Below are 14,287 nucleotides of genomic sequence, written 5' to 3'. Positions count from 1 at the left end.
TCTTCCTCCCATTTTCGATAAGATGGTTTAGAAATCAGCAACGAAGTGACCGGGGCTTACTTCGCGAAGCTCGGGATTCCCCTCACTACTGCGCTTTGCCGTATACCCGTTCTGGCTCAGGCGTTGACCGGCCTTCTTCGGATCTGGCTCCAAGATGGAAGACAACAGCGCTTGTGTATATGGATGAAGCGGGTTCTCGTACAATTCATCACTTTCGGCAACCTCAACCAAACGGCCAGCATACATCACTCCGATGCGATCGGAGATATGCCGCACCATTGACAGATCATGCGCGATGAAGAGATACGTCAGTCCGAACTCAGCCTGTAAATCCTCCAGCATGTTCACGACCTGGGCTTGAACGGAAACGTCCAGCGCAGAGATGGGCTCGTCGCAGACGACAAATTCCGGTCTCACTGACAGGGCTCTGGCAATGGAGATCCGCTGGCGCTGCCCGCCGCTGAACTCATGCGGGAAGCGGTACAGATGCTCTCGCTTAAGTCCCACCTTCTCCAGCAGGGTCGCAATGACTTCCTTGCGATCTTCGCCCTGGTGAGTGCCGTGGATCTTCATCGGCTCGCTGATCAGCTCCAATACATTCAGACCGGGATTTAGTGAAGAATACGGGTCTTGGAAAATCGATTGAATACGTCTGCGAAACGGCTTCAGCTTCTTCTCGCCCAATCCACCAATTTGCTGTCCATCGAAAGATACTTCTCCGTCCGTATAATCATACAGACGAAGCAGACAGCGTCCTACCGTCGACTTGCCGCTCCCCGATTCGCCGACAAGACCAAAGGTCTCACCCTTGCGAATCTGAAAGCTAACACCGTCCACTGCCTTCAGCACATCCGTATCACGCCCCCAGATGTCTTTGCCTTTAGAGAAATGCTTCTTGAGGTTCTTCACATCGACCAATATTTTGCTCTCACTCAAGCGAACGTCCCTCCTTCCACACCTACGGATACCTCACCATCAGCCAGCCAACACATCGAGCGATGTCCCGGCGACAGTTCGAACACCGGAGGCCGCTCCGCGCAGCGGGCGAACGCATGCGGGCAACGGTCCATGAATGGGCAACCAGGCGGGGGGTCCAGCAGATCCGGCGGTGAGCCTTCGATCGGCACCAGGCGTTCCTTTGACTTGCCGCCATTCTTCGGAATAGAGCGCAGCAAGCCTTTGGTGTAAGGATGCTGCGGGCGGTAAAAGATATCCTCCACCGTGCCCTCTTCCATGATCAGTCCGCCATACATTACAATAACCCGGGTGCAGACTTGAGCCACTACGCCCAAATCATGCGTAATTAGCGCGACTGCGGTATGTGAATTCCCCTTCAGTTCCTTAAATAGGTCTAGAATCTGCGCCTGGATAGTCGCATCCAACGCCGTTGTCGGTTCATCCGCAATCAAAAGCTCCGGCTGGCAGGAAAGCGCCATGGCGATCATCACCCGCTGCCGCATCCCGCCGCTGAATTCATGCGGATATTGCTGCAGGCGCTGCTCAGGCTGGCTGATCCCGACCTGACGCAGTATATTAGCCGCTTCCGTCAGCGCTGCTTCTTTATTTAATCCGCGGTGTCTGCGGATCACTTCCGTCAATTGCTGGCCGATTCTTTTGACCGGATTCAGTGAGGTCATCGGGTCCTGAAAGACCATCGCGATCTGGTTACCGCGCAGTTTTCTCCACTGCTTCTCGGGCAGCTTCAGGAGGTTCTCACCGCGGAAGTTGACGTTACCCGAGGTGATTTTGCCAGGTGGTGTGATCAAAGACATTATCGCCTTGGCTGTCACGCTCTTGCCACTGCCGGACTCACCGACAATACCCACGGTCTCCCCGGCGTCAATATGGAAGCTGACACCGCGCACGGCTTGATTCTCTCCATCCCGCGTGGAGAACGAAACCTTCAAATCTTCAACAGACAGTAGACGTTCCGTCATGATGTCTCCACACTCCTATCTCTTGATTAGCTTCGGTTCAAAGCCAACCCGCAAAATATCGCCCAATATATTAAAGCTCAGTACAGTCAAAAGGATCAGTAAGCCCGGGAACACCGCTAAATATGGCGCCTGCGCGATATATCCCTGCGCATTGTTCAGCATGCTGCCCCATGTTGCATTCGGGGGTTGTACCCCAAAGCCCAAAAAGCTCAGGGAAGACTCCATCATAATCGCCGAAGCGATGTTATTCGTAGCCCCTACAATGATGACCGGGATCAAGCCCGGCATAATATGCTTCAGGATAATACCAAACGCACTTTGACCCGAGGCCTTGGCGTAAAGTACAAACTCCCGTTCCTTCAGGGTCATCGTCTCCGCGCGGATGACCCGGGCGATATGCATCCACATCAGTAAAGCAATAATGACAATAATATTGCCGACGCTCGGCTTCAAAAATACGCTGAGCAGCAGCAGGATCAGAAACGTTGGTATCGACAATATGACATCTAGCATGCGCATCAGGAGGTTGTCCAGCCAGCCACCAAAGTAGCCGCTGATCACTCCTACCGTGACGCCAATGCCGGTCGCAATAATCATGGCAGTGAAGCCGACTAACAAGGATACACGGCCTCCGTACAGCGCTCTGGCGAAATAATCCCGCCCGAAATCATCGGTTCCGAACCAATGCTCTGCTCCGGGTGGGGTCAGACGTTCCATTACATTCAGCGCATTCGGATCATGACCGGATAAGAACGCAAAGACCGAGGCAAGCGTGAACAGCAACAGAAGGATAAGGGCAGCGACACCCATACCATTTCCCAGCAGCTCACTTCCGACATTTTTCCATTTACTGCGATTCATGAGGTCACCTCGTTAGTTTAATTCGCGGATCCACGAAGCTGTACAGGATATCCGCCGCCAGATTGCCTATAATCAGCAACAGAGAAGAGAATAAAGTGATACCCATAATAACAGGGTAATCCATACCCCTCACTGCAGTCATGCCCAAAGAGCCAATACCCGGCCAAGAGAATACCGTCTCCGTAACAATTGCTCCGGCTACAAGGTCCCCCATAGACATCCCGAGCAGCGTAATTACCGGAAGCAGCACATGCTTCATGACATGGCGGAACAGCACTGTAGTCTTCGAAGCTCCAAAGGCGTATTGAATTTGCACGTACTCTTCTTTTAGCTGACCAATGGTGCTGGAACGGATATACCGCACGTAACTGGTCAAGAATCCGAAAGCTAGCACTGTACAAGGCAGAATTCCATGCTTAAAGATATCTGCCGCCGACTCCACGCCAATGGTCCGCATCCCCATACTCGGAAGCCAATGAAGTTTGATCGCGAATAAATAAATCAACAGGAAAGCCAGCCAGAACAACGGGACGGAAATCCCGATATACGACATAAAGTTAATCAATTTATCTACCCAGCGGTTACGGTTCGCTCCGGCCAGAAGACCAAGCGGAATCGCGAGTAGCACAGCTAGAGCAATGGCGCTGCCCATCAAACCAGCGGTAGCCGGCAGACGCTCCAGAATCTGGCCCAGCACAGGCTGATGATTGATCAATGAATAGCCGAAATTACCCTGAAGCAGTTCTTTAAGCCAGATGAAATATTGGATGTAGGCCGGCTTGTCCAGTCCCAAATTATGCCGGACACGCTCGATATCTTCGGCATGCATATTCGGGGTGACGAAGGAAAGCACCGGATCGCCCGGCGCCAGTTTGATCATGAAAAAGCATACCACTGATACGAAGAACAGCAGCGGTACGGTTTGCAGCAATCTACGGACGATGAGTTGTCTCATTCGTATACTCTCCCAGCTCATATCGGCAAAAAAATAAGCTGGATTAACCAGCTTATTTTTTCCCGTTCTTATTTAAGGTAGATTTTGGACAAATCTTCAAAAATAACGACAGGCTTCAATACTGCTTCTTCAATGCCACCATATTGCTTAGAGACAGCTACGATGGTCTTGGTATACGCAATAGGGTAGATCGGCGCATCTTCAGCTACGATCTCCTGTGCTTTTTTGTAAATTTCGCCGCGCTTAGCAGTGTCTGCTTCACTAGCACCTGCATCAAACAATTTATCTACTTCCGGATTGTTATAGTGCGAGTAATTGGAATTCCCGGTAGAGCTGTACAGAATGCGGTATGCATCCGGGTCATAACCCATGATATATCCAGCCAGAGCAAGTTCAAAGTCTTTAGCGTCTTTATCCGTGAATCGTTTGGAGTATGCGGAAGCATCAACACTTTGCAATTCAACATCCACGCCGATCGCTTTCAGCTTTTGTTGAACATACAAGGAAACTGCTTCTTGTACCTTATTACCGCTCGTTGTAATAAATCTCAGCTTCAGGTTGCTGACACCAGCTTTGTCCAGCAATTCTTTGGCTTTGGCTGCGTCGTTATCATATGAAGTTACGTCATTGGTAAAGAACAGACCATCAGGTGTTACGAACGATTTTGCTGGTTCAGCATAATCATTAGATGTATAGGCCGTCTGGATCAACTCATCGCGGCTCAGTGCCAGGGACAGCGCTTCACGTACTTCTTTCTTGGCAAGAGCACCTCTGTCGCTGTTAGCGTTGAACAGCAGGTATGCCAGACGTCCTTCGCTGTAAGGCAGAATTTCAAAGTTATTTGTCGCCTGGAATGTGGCTACGTCTTGCGGATCAAGATAATTCACGTTGATCTCGCCGTTTTGCAGTGCAAGGTTGGCACTGTTAGTGTCTTTAGCAATCCGGTAAGTCACGGAATCCAAATGCGGCTTACCACCGAAGTAATTATCAAAGCGTTCCAAAGTCAGGTACTCACCGGTCTTGTATTCTTTGAATTTGAATGGTCCAGAGCCGACTGGAGCGGCATTTTTAGGGCTCTTCTCGATGTCTGCCTCGTTCTCAAAGATATGCTTTGGAATCGGAGAAATCTGTACCAATGTAGCTTCAAAAGCCGGTGCGACTTGCGGAAGCTTGAACTCTACAGTTAGATCGTCTACTTTAACCGCTTGAATCGGCTTGTCACCGATAATCAGGTTGGATCTCAGAAGGCTGTTCTGTTTCTCATCCAAAATGCTGTTGATTGTGAACACAACGTCATCCGCTGTAAGCTTCTCTCCGTCATGCCAAGTCAGTCCGCTCTTCAGCTTCAATGTATAGGTAAGGTTATCAGCGGATGGTGTCAGGCTCTCCGCCAGATAAAAAGTTTTCTTCCCGTCATTCACTTGGAACAATGGTGCATACAGCGCTTGGTCGATGGTCAAGCTGACACGGTCGCCCGCATAGTTCGGGTTCAGGATGACCGGATCGGCAGCCACTCTAATAATTAAATTACCGCCGTCTTTTGGTGCGCCATTGTCAGCAGGCTGCTGCGATTCCGCAGGTGCATTACTTGCAGCAGGTGCTGCGTTATTTCCGCCGGAGCAAGCACTCACCAGGAGTGTCAATAATATCACGCCGATAAAACCAGTTAGTCGTTTGCGCATGTTTCTTTCCCCCATATCTCTCTATTGAATCCCAAGTTGTTTTTTTAATTATATATCGGAATACTAGGGATTACAATGGATGTAATTTCACATAAATGCAACAAAAAGGAAATCACTGACTAAGTGTATCATTCTTACCTTTTGTAATGACGGACTGAGGCTATTGTACAGCATTTGCACCAATTTTAAAACATGTCGACAACACTACAACCCTATTTTGCTCCATTATTAAGGTTTTAACCGAAGAAAAAGACGCTTCCCGAAAAAATAAGGGTCAACGTTCACGTTTTCTAAATATATTAAACCATACGCACAAATGTATTTCGAGAACAGGAGGGCCTTATGATCACAATAAGCCTGTGCATGATCGTAAAAAATGAAGAGGATACGCTGGACCGCTGCTTAAGCTCTGTGGCCGATTTGGTCGATGAGATCATTATTGTCGATACAGGATCGACAGACGCTACAAAAGAGATCATCCGTAAGTATAGTGATCAAGTGTTTGATTTTGAATGGATTTATGATTTCGCCGCCGCCCGTAACCACGCCTTCTCACAAGCGACGAAGGAATATATTCTGTGGCTGGATGCAGACGATGTCTTCAAAGATGTAGATCGTGAGCGCCTGCGCGCCCTCAAAGACACGCTGGACCGGGCGGTCGATTCCGTTACCATGAATTATCACCTGGCCTTTGATGAACAAGGAAATGTGGTGTCCAGCCTGCGGCGCAACCGGCTAGTCAAGAGAAGCAATGGCTTTCGCTGGATTGGAGCGGTCCATGAATATTTGGAGGTTAGCGGGAACATCATCAACAGCGATATCGCCGTTACCCATAGTAGCATTCATCATGACAGCGACCGCAACCTGAATATCTATGAGGAACGTCTGGCCGGCGGGGAGCAATTCTCACCCCGGGACTTATACTACTTCGCCAACGAGCTGCTGGATCACAGCCAGTATGAGCGGGCCATCAGCTTCTATGGAGAGTTCCTCGGAACCGGGCTAGGCTGGATCGAGGACAACATTGCTGCCTGCGGCAAATTGGCGGATTGCTACCACGGGCTGAAGGATGAGGACCTGGCGCTGGAAGCCGCACTATTGTCCTTCCGGTATGATCAGCCACGTGCGGAATTTTGCTGCCGGATCGGGTACCATTTTCTCAATAAAAACAATATCAACGCGGCCATCTTCTGGTATAAGGCAGCCGCAAATGATCAGCCTTCTGGCGATCAATGGGGACTCCGCAACCTGGCTTGCTCTACCTGGCTTCCCCACCTTCAGCTCTGCGTCTGCTATGACAGAATCGGCCAGTATCAGTTGGCTTACGCCCATAACGAGGCAGCCCGTACCTATCGTCCTAACGACGAACGTATACTGTTAAATAAGACTTATCTGGAGGTCGTCCTGAATCCGCAGACACAAGCAGATCCGGAACTTGACACCAACCAAGGTGGTGACATATGAGCGATCACCCGATCCGCGTGCTGCTTGGTAGCCCCATTCATCAGAAAGCGCCTGTATTGCTAGAATTTCTGGAGTCACTGGGCCGCTTGAAGTCAGAGGGAATCCATCTTGATTTCTTTTTTATCGATGATAATCAGGATGAACAGTCCGCTGAATTACTCAGGGCGTTCAAGGCCAGCACGGGCAATGTTCTGATCCAACCCTCGGGCTACAACGACACTTATATCCGGAATAATACCACCCATTTCTGGAGCACTAACCTGGTCTGGAAGGTAGCTACTTTCAAGAATCTTATGATCCAGCGGGCCCAGACCCTCGAATATGATTATTTATTCTTGCTGGATTCCGATCTGATCCTCTATCCTGATACGCTGAGTCATCTCATCAGCACGGAGAAAGATATTATCTCTGAGGTCTTCTGGACGCAGTGGCAGCCGGACACGATGTTCCAGCCCCAGGTCTGGATGCATGATGAATACAATCAGTGGGATCAACTACCAGGTGAGAAGCTATCAGCTGAAGAGACCCGCAGCAGGTTCCACGAATTCATTAACAGAATGCAGGCTCCCGGAATTTATGAAGTCGGTGGTCTCGGCGCCTGCACACTCATCAGTAAAGCAGCCATTGTGAGAGGCGTTAGCTATAATCCTGTCAAAAATATCTCCTTCTGGGGAGAAGACCGTCACTTCTGCATTCGCGCCGCAGCGCTTGGTATTCCTCTGTTCGTTGACACTCACTATCCTGCGCTGCACCTCTACAGGGATAGTGATCTCAGTAAAGTTGATGAATTTGTACAGCGTACGTCCGTTGAGCCAGACACACCGTCGGGTAGCGAATTGGAGTCCTCCTCTCCACAGGAGGACTCCAATCAGCCTGAAGACTCCGTAGGATCGGAAAGCTACGGAAGCCCGGATAATCCCGTAGGATCGTTAGAATCACCCCCGCCGGAGGAAGATCAGCTTCTTGAGAAAGAATCAGCTATTCCAGTCTCCGAAAAGCGCCCTAAGCTGACCTTGGCTATGATCGTTAAAAATGAGGCCAACCGCTTTCTGCGACAGGTACTGGAAGAACACCGTAAATATATTGATGAAGCCGTGATTATAGATGATGGCAGCACAGATGATACGGCAGATATCTGTCTGGAGGTACTGGCAGGCCTTCCTGTCACTCTTATACGCAACACCGAGTCCAGATTCAGCAATGAATATGAACTGCGCACACAGTTATGGCAGGAAGTGGTCCAAACCGAGCCGGAATGGATTCTCACCCTCGATGCAGATGAAGTATTCGAGAACAGATTCGTCCAAGAGATCGACGAGTTGCTGCGGCAGACAAAGTCTGGTCTACTCTGCTTCCGGCTCTATGATTTCTGGGATGAGAATCACTACAGGGAGGACCAGTATTGGAGTTCCCATCACAGCTTCAGGCCGTTCCTGCTCCGCTACAACAAGGATTTGAACTATACTTGGAAAAATTCTCCGCAGCACTGCGGGCGCCTGCCGGAGAACGTGTTCGAAGTCCCCCATCAATTAAGCTTTTTACGCATCAAGCATCTTGGCTGGTCTAGACTGGAATTTCGTCTGGAGAAATTCGCAAGATATATGCACCTTGACCCCGAAGGTCAATATGGATGGAAGGAACAGTACATCTCCATCCTTGACGAGCAGCCTCACCTGGTACCTTGGGTGGAATGATTGAGGAAGCTCGCTTCGGATGATGGTTACAACGGGCCCCAACTCATTGCAAAAACAAAGGCCAGCCGATCCCGGTTGGCCTTTTCATATAACTTTGCCCCTGTTGCTAGCCTTTACCTACATATCTTTCACGGTATTCATGATCCAGCATGCTCAAGGTTACCCACCGAAGGTCTCATTCCCCCCCTGAATAAATTCTAGGAACTCCAGAACAATCGTAGACACCGCATCCTCCTCCGGCAAATGTATGAATTTGCTGATTCGCAGAATATCCTCTTCATATAAGTCTATAAGTTGCAGCATAGCCTCGGTATCCCCTTGCTTGGCAGCACGCAGTAACTCTAGAATTTCACGGTCCGGGATAATTCCCGGATCATCTTTTGTTTCCATTTATTCACCCCCTGTTGACTGATATTCAGCTGCCGGGCGATCTCGGCTTCCGTCAGATCTTGAAAGTAAAGTTTATCTATAATGGCCTTTCCTTGCGGGGGCAACGTGTCGATAAGCTGCCGGACCCAAACCTTCTCTTCAGAGGAAACGGCAAAGTCGCTACCGGTAGGGGGATTGTCATAGAAGGAGCATTCCTGGCTCCTGATTTTTCTGGCCCGATACTGCACTCTCCATCCAATACGATAAATCTCGCTTTTGCAGCGCTCATAGACCGATGTCTGTTTGTTCACAATTAAGGCTCTCCTCTCTAGTGTTGTCTATAGTAGGGAAACTCAAGGGAACTTCTCACAACCAAAATAGGAACATTAGTTCCTGTTTATAGTACCATTATTTAACTAGATTGTGAAATGAGCTGTAAATTCTCTATTCCAAATGAGGCTGGCTGAGTACCTTTTCCCCAAAAAATAGATTTCCGGTTGTTATTCTCTACACGAAATCACCTTTATAAGTGAAGGCTATGACAGCCTATCCAATCAAAGGGAGCTAATATGATGAAAAAAGTGTTGTACGTACCGCTGGATGATCGCCCGGTGAACCTGGATGATGTCATTGTCCAAGGAAGATCTGCCGGCATCCAGATCATTACACCGAAACTTGACGATATCAGAAACCGCCCAGATTCTGAGAAAATTTCCTCCGGTACCATGCTGGACAGTACCTCCTCGCCAACCTATGGCCATCCGGCGAATATCCGCCATTTCATTCTGAACCATGCCGCATCGGTGGATGGCTTTATTATTTCGAGTGATATGCTGGCCTACGGGGGCCTGATCGGCAGCAGACGTCTTCGTACAAATGGTGGCGGGACTTACCCGGACTATGATACGACAACAACAGATTTGCTGGATGTCATCCGTCTCGTTAAGCAAGATTTTCCGAACAAACCGATGTTTGTTCTCGATACGATTATGCGGCTGGCGACAACCGTGTTTACTGAGGGGCTTACTTTGGCCGCCTATAATGAATCGCGCGGGCTCATGCTACAGCCAAGAAGAACCTTGACTGCATTTGATGATATTTTGGAGGGATATAACCTGTCTCCTGATTCCTCCTATGGAGATACCATTCATTTTGATAAAGAGCAGTACTATAACACTCGCCAGCACAAATTCAAATCCAACCGCTATATTCTGGAGTCTCTGACAAAAGAAGGCTATATTGATTTCCTTGCGATTGGTGTGGACGACGCCAACACCCAAGGTGTGCAGATCAATGAGATCAAGTATGTTGAAGGACGCATTCAAGCTTGGCTGGGGGGTGGAAGTAACGGACAGAATCCGGATCGAGCTATCATTCTGCCAGATGCAGATGGATTGGGGCAAGCGATGGTGGCTCGCATGGCGAACCACTTATATCGCGGCGGGGTAAAACCTAGTTTTGCTGTACACTATTTCGGGCCCCACGGCTCGACCATTACCAGCGCTTACGAGTATATGGATGTGCATCAAAATTTAGAGCGGCATGTGGATATCATCGGCGGCTGTATGGTATCAGACGACCCTGCAGTGGAGATTGTAGCGATTACTGCTGCAGATCAACTACCCGCTGCTCTGAACAGAATCACCGCCAACAGTGACCAGTGTATTCCGACAATCGTCATTGATTTCGTCGACTTGGGCAAAGGCAACCCTGCAGTGACAGAGGCCCTGCTGGGTAACAAGCACACTGGCCGTCTTCTGGGATACTGTGCCTGGAATACTGCCGGTAACAAAATGGGGCTCGCACTTGGTATGGGGCAAGCCCGGTATGCTTACTTGTTGACAGAGACCAATGAAACCGCCCTTAAGGCAGCTATGAACGCTCACGGGTCACTGCTATTCAAACGCTTTTTGAAAGACTACTACTATAAAACACTAGCCATCGTCCAGATCCGAACCTATTCCAGAGATCATTCCTTGTACACCAATACTTCAACGCTTGCCGATCAGAATATGCTGCTGTTCAATTCGCCTGCCGATTATACTCATATGCAGACTGTCCTGCGAGAGCAGATGCAGAGCCACACCGCTACTCTTGCCAGTACAGCAGCATTTCAAGCCGGCAACTCAGCGATTCTCCAAATCTGCGGCTCCGACTGGACTTATGCTGAATATGCCTGCGCGATACTCCCATACGAGAACCCGGACTTCATCTGGGGTCGTGCCTTTGAAATTACGCTAAGTCCGGCCCTGAGTCTGGAATAACGTCACTCTTCCCACTCCAAAGCCAAATAAAGCAGCCCGTTCCATGGAAAGTGGAACGGGCTGCTGCTCAATATGCCCCTGGAAAGATTTCTTCACAACACAGGTACGGAGTTTTCGAAACGGAAAGGTAATGACACCTATCGGTCATATCAGGCGCGCCGGTACATCCCAATAGCATCGTTCCTATTCGTATTTGGACATCATCCGCGAGAGCTTGGCAACCATCTGGCTCACCAATTCTGCTGGTTGTTGGACGGTCGCTTCATCGCCCAGGCTGATCATAAAGTCAGCCAAGAAAGCAAGGTCATGCTTCGGAGCCTCCCCTTCCAGCCACCCGGTGCCATTCTCTCGGATATGCAGCTTGGGAACCAACCACAATTCTGCTTCGCACCTCTGAACCCCTTCTTTACCCAGTTCGACAAGCAATGGTATGGTCTCCACTTCCTCCTGCAGCACTTCCTTCCGATTGCCCAGATGAATTTCCCGCAATTCCATCGGCGGAAGGCCAGACGTATCGAAATCCGCCGAATACATTCTATCGCAGCGAAAGACCCTAATGCCCTCACGAAGAAAACAATACGCCGGACAGTACCATAAGCCATTATGGGCATAGATCCCGATGGGCTGAATCTGACGCTGCGAACGTTCCCCCTTCGCTTCATATTCAACGGTCATCACCCTCTGCCTAACTGCCCCTTCCAACAGTATTGATAGATAGGGAGACTCTGTTTGCCGTACAGGGGTCACAAGATCGAAACGATTCTTCACCTGGTCAATACGATCTCTTACCTCGCTGGACATATGGTGGTAGAACTTCTGAAGCGCCGCCGTAGATTCTCCCTTGAAAGGTAGCGAAGTATAATGACGCAGGGCATGGCTGGCAAAAAACAGGGCAACTGCCTCCTCCTCCGTAAAGGCAATGGGCGGAAGAATGCTTTCTTTCAACACTTGATAACCACCGTGTGGACCCACTTCTGAATACAGAGGAACACCCAGCTCGCTAAGCTCCTGCAGATCTCTCAGGATAGTCCTTGTAGAGACCTCGAATTCCTCGGCCAGTTCTTTGACGGTAAATCTCCGTTTCCGGTTGACCGTCATCATCAGCTCCAGCAGCCGTTTTGATTTTGGCATATGGCAGACTCCATTAATTTTTTATTAGTGACAATAGTTGTCACTAATAAACTCTACAATAAGATTACAACCCGGACAAGAACACCACACCATAATTCAACCTAAGGAGATGTAAGAATGTCTTTTCAATTAATTCCCTATATTATGCTTGACGGTCAGGCTAAGGAAGCCATCCTATTCTATGAACGAGCTTTAGGTGCCGAGCTGCTTTTCAAACAAACCTTTGGTCAAGGCCCACAGAACCCTGATTCTCCGCTGAAGGCCGAGGACGCGGCACTCGTCGCGCACGCCATTCTGAAGATCGGGGACACGGAAGTTTTTGTGGCCGACTCCATTCCGGGGTTAACACTCCAACAGGGCAACATTCTGACGATCTGTCTCACCACAGATGACAGCAATCAGGCCAAGCAATTCTATCAGGCCTTGCAACAAGGGGGTCAGGTCATTCTGCCGTTGGAAGCGGCCTATTTCAGTCCGGCTTATGGGATGGTTAAGGATAAGTTCGGCGTAACCTTTCAAATCTTCACCAAACGTCAGTCATAGAAACGATTCAAGCCTTCCTTTTTCAATTAGATAAAAGGGTTACGACCTTGTCTTAACCGCACCTTAATTTAGACCTCCGGGATTAATGCAACGATAAGATTCAGTTACCCAGGTGTTAACACTCATCGGATAGACTCAGCTATGAAACCAACGATAAAGGAGATAAACCGATGAATGATTTTATTAGCAAAAAAAGCTTGGTGCTGTTAAGTCTTATTGGCTCATTAAGTGTAGGTTCGCTTGCCGCCTCAGCTTCGGCAGATTCCGCGAAGTCTGTCACAGCACCCGTAAGTTCTATTACGAAGGTATCTGCAGTGAATTCGAAATCGCAGCCCCAAGCTTCTTCCTTCAAACCTGATCAACTACTGCAACTGCTACAGCAAGAAAAATATGAAGTGATTTATGGGCAAACAATAGCCGAATACAAGAAGGCCTTCCCGCTTCAAGAGTTCAAGCAACTGGCTCGCCTGTACCACAGTAACGTCACTTCCTATAAATTGAAGAGTCACGTAACCTTGAACAACACTAACTACTATGCCTGGACGGACCCTAAAGGTGAAAGAACGATTCAGGTCATGTTTAACAGTAAAAATCAGATCGAGTTCCTTATCTTTGATACATTGAAACTGTATCCTGAGACCGATGCCAAGCGTACGCAGACAACCTTTCAGCTTCCCTTCCAAGGGAATTGGTTTGTCTTCTGGGGAGGACCCAATGAGCTGATCAACTACCACTATGGGGCTGAACAACAGCGATATGCGTATGACCTGATTGTCGTTAACAATGGATTCAGCTATAAAGGTGATCCCACCAAAAATGAAAGCTACTACGCTTTCGGTAAACCTATCTTCGCTGCCGCAGCAGGTAAAGTAGTGAAAGTAGTCAACAACATCCATGACAACAGCCCTGTCGGAACGGAGAATACGAAGGAGATTGCCGGAAACCATGTTATTATCGATCACGGCAATGGAGAGTTCAGTTATTATGCCCATCTGCAAAAGGGCTCGGTCAGCGTCAAAGTCGGCGACCAGGTGAAACCCGGCGATCGGCTGGGCAAATGCGGCAACTCGGGTAATTCCAGTGAAGCGCATTTGCATTTCGAGGTAGCCAACAGTGCGGAGCTGTATACTACGAAGTCCCTGCGCGTAAACTGGAAGGACGCCGATGATTACGAACAAGGGACCTATATCAAAACACCTTAATGATCGAATAAAAAGGAGCAATTCAGACATCTGAGTTGCTCCTTTTTTCGCTTATACTAATAGTAAGACTGTCAGCTTATGGAACGCCCTTCCAAGCTGCCATAGTCGATGAAGAGAACGACAGATAATAAATGATATAATAGAAGGAGATAATAGCGACTATATATTAACGGGAGAATAAAGCG

13 protein-coding genes are annotated in these 14,287 nt (G+C 48.9%); 5 read left to right on the top strand and 8 right to left on the bottom strand.

What is annotated here, in order from left to right:
• Positions 1 to 27: 27 nt before the first annotated feature.
• The 5 genes from ACFVRY_RS10800 to ACFVRY_RS10780 form a co-directional block, all read right to left on the bottom strand.
• Positions 28 to 936: an ABC transporter ATP-binding protein gene (locus ACFVRY_RS10800; protein WP_387500025.1), complete on the bottom strand. Its 909-nt coding sequence runs from the start codon at positions 934 to 936 to the stop codon at positions 28 to 30.
• Complete coding sequence (locus tag ACFVRY_RS10795) at positions 933 to 1,937, bottom strand: ABC transporter ATP-binding protein (protein WP_387500023.1); 1,005 nt, start codon at positions 1,935 to 1,937, stop codon at positions 933 to 935. The genes ACFVRY_RS10800 and ACFVRY_RS10795 overlap by 4 nt, the downstream gene beginning before the upstream one ends.
• Before the next feature lie 15 nt (positions 1,938 to 1,952).
• Positions 1,953 to 2,798, bottom strand: coding sequence for an ABC transporter permease (locus ACFVRY_RS10790; RefSeq protein ID WP_387500021.1), 846 nt, complete (start codon positions 2,796 to 2,798; stop codon positions 1,953 to 1,955).
• Positions 2,799 to 2,802: 4 nt separating this feature from the next.
• Complete coding sequence (locus ACFVRY_RS10785) at positions 2,803 to 3,753, bottom strand: ABC transporter permease (protein ID WP_387500019.1); 951 nt, start codon at positions 3,751 to 3,753, stop codon at positions 2,803 to 2,805.
• Between the two features lie 68 nt (positions 3,754 to 3,821).
• Positions 3,822 to 5,435 carry an ABC transporter substrate-binding protein gene (locus ACFVRY_RS10780; protein ID WP_387500017.1) on the bottom strand — a complete coding sequence of 538 codons (1,614 nt, stop codon included), beginning with the start codon at positions 5,433 to 5,435 and terminating at the stop codon, positions 3,822 to 3,824.
• A gap of 342 nt (positions 5,436 to 5,777) precedes the next feature.
• Here ACFVRY_RS10780 and ACFVRY_RS10775 point away from each other — a divergent pair, with 342 nt between their 5' ends.
• Both ACFVRY_RS10775 and ACFVRY_RS10770 read left to right on the top strand, forming a co-directional pair.
• Positions 5,778 to 6,899 carry a tetratricopeptide repeat-containing glycosyltransferase family 2 protein gene (locus tag ACFVRY_RS10775; protein ID WP_387500015.1) on the top strand — a complete coding sequence of 374 codons (1,122 nt, stop codon included), beginning with the start codon at positions 5,778 to 5,780 and terminating at the stop codon, positions 6,897 to 6,899.
• A complete protein-coding gene (locus ACFVRY_RS10770; RefSeq protein ID WP_387500013.1) occupies positions 6,896 to 8,593 on the top strand; it encodes a glycosyltransferase in 1,698 nt (565 codons plus the stop codon). Before ACFVRY_RS10775 ends, ACFVRY_RS10770 begins: the two co-directional genes overlap by 4 nt.
• A 159-nt stretch (positions 8,594 to 8,752) precedes the next feature.
• Here ACFVRY_RS10770 and ACFVRY_RS10765 read toward each other — a convergent pair whose 3' ends face one another.
• Together ACFVRY_RS10765 and ACFVRY_RS10760 are read right to left on the bottom strand one after the other, a co-directional pair.
• Positions 8,753 to 8,983, bottom strand: coding sequence for a helix-turn-helix domain-containing protein (locus tag ACFVRY_RS10765; RefSeq protein WP_387500011.1), 231 nt, complete (start codon positions 8,981 to 8,983; stop codon positions 8,753 to 8,755).
• Positions 8,935 to 9,273 carry a sigma-70 family RNA polymerase sigma factor gene (locus ACFVRY_RS10760; protein ID WP_387500009.1) on the bottom strand — a complete coding sequence of 113 codons (339 nt, stop codon included), beginning with the start codon at positions 9,271 to 9,273 and terminating at the stop codon, positions 8,935 to 8,937. The genes ACFVRY_RS10765 and ACFVRY_RS10760 overlap by 49 nt, the downstream gene beginning before the upstream one ends.
• A 261-nt stretch (positions 9,274 to 9,534) precedes the next feature.
• Here ACFVRY_RS10760 and ACFVRY_RS10755 point away from each other — a divergent pair, with 261 nt between their 5' ends.
• Complete coding sequence (locus tag ACFVRY_RS10755) at positions 9,535 to 11,226, top strand: DUF4127 family protein (protein ID WP_387500007.1); 1,692 nt, start codon at positions 9,535 to 9,537, stop codon at positions 11,224 to 11,226.
• Between the two features lie 183 nt (positions 11,227 to 11,409).
• Here ACFVRY_RS10755 and ACFVRY_RS10750 read toward each other — a convergent pair whose 3' ends face one another.
• Positions 11,410 to 12,357 (bottom strand): helix-turn-helix transcriptional regulator, encoded by a 948-nt coding sequence (locus tag ACFVRY_RS10750; protein ID WP_387500005.1) that lies wholly within the window; start codon positions 12,355 to 12,357, stop codon positions 11,410 to 11,412.
• 117 nt (positions 12,358 to 12,474) lie between these two features.
• Between ACFVRY_RS10750 and ACFVRY_RS10745 the strand changes: the two genes are divergently transcribed.
• Together ACFVRY_RS10745 and ACFVRY_RS10740 are read left to right on the top strand one after the other, a co-directional pair.
• Positions 12,475 to 12,900, top strand: coding sequence for a VOC family protein (locus ACFVRY_RS10745; protein WP_387500003.1), 426 nt, complete (start codon positions 12,475 to 12,477; stop codon positions 12,898 to 12,900).
• Between the two features lie 170 nt (positions 12,901 to 13,070).
• The gene (locus ACFVRY_RS10740) at positions 13,071 to 14,102 is read left to right on the top strand and encodes a peptidoglycan DD-metalloendopeptidase family protein (RefSeq protein ID WP_387500001.1); all 1,032 of its coding nucleotides are present in this window, start codon (positions 13,071 to 13,073) and stop codon (positions 14,100 to 14,102) included.
• Positions 14,103 to 14,287: the final 185 nt, after the last annotated feature.

Source organism: Paenibacillus sp. NPDC057934 (assembly GCF_042887565.1).
Taxonomy (GTDB): Bacteria; Bacillota; Bacilli; order Paenibacillales; family Paenibacillaceae; genus Paenibacillus_AQ.
The sequence above is the reverse complement of the archived record's forward strand: the minus strand, read 5'-3'. Positions and strand labels throughout refer to the sequence as shown.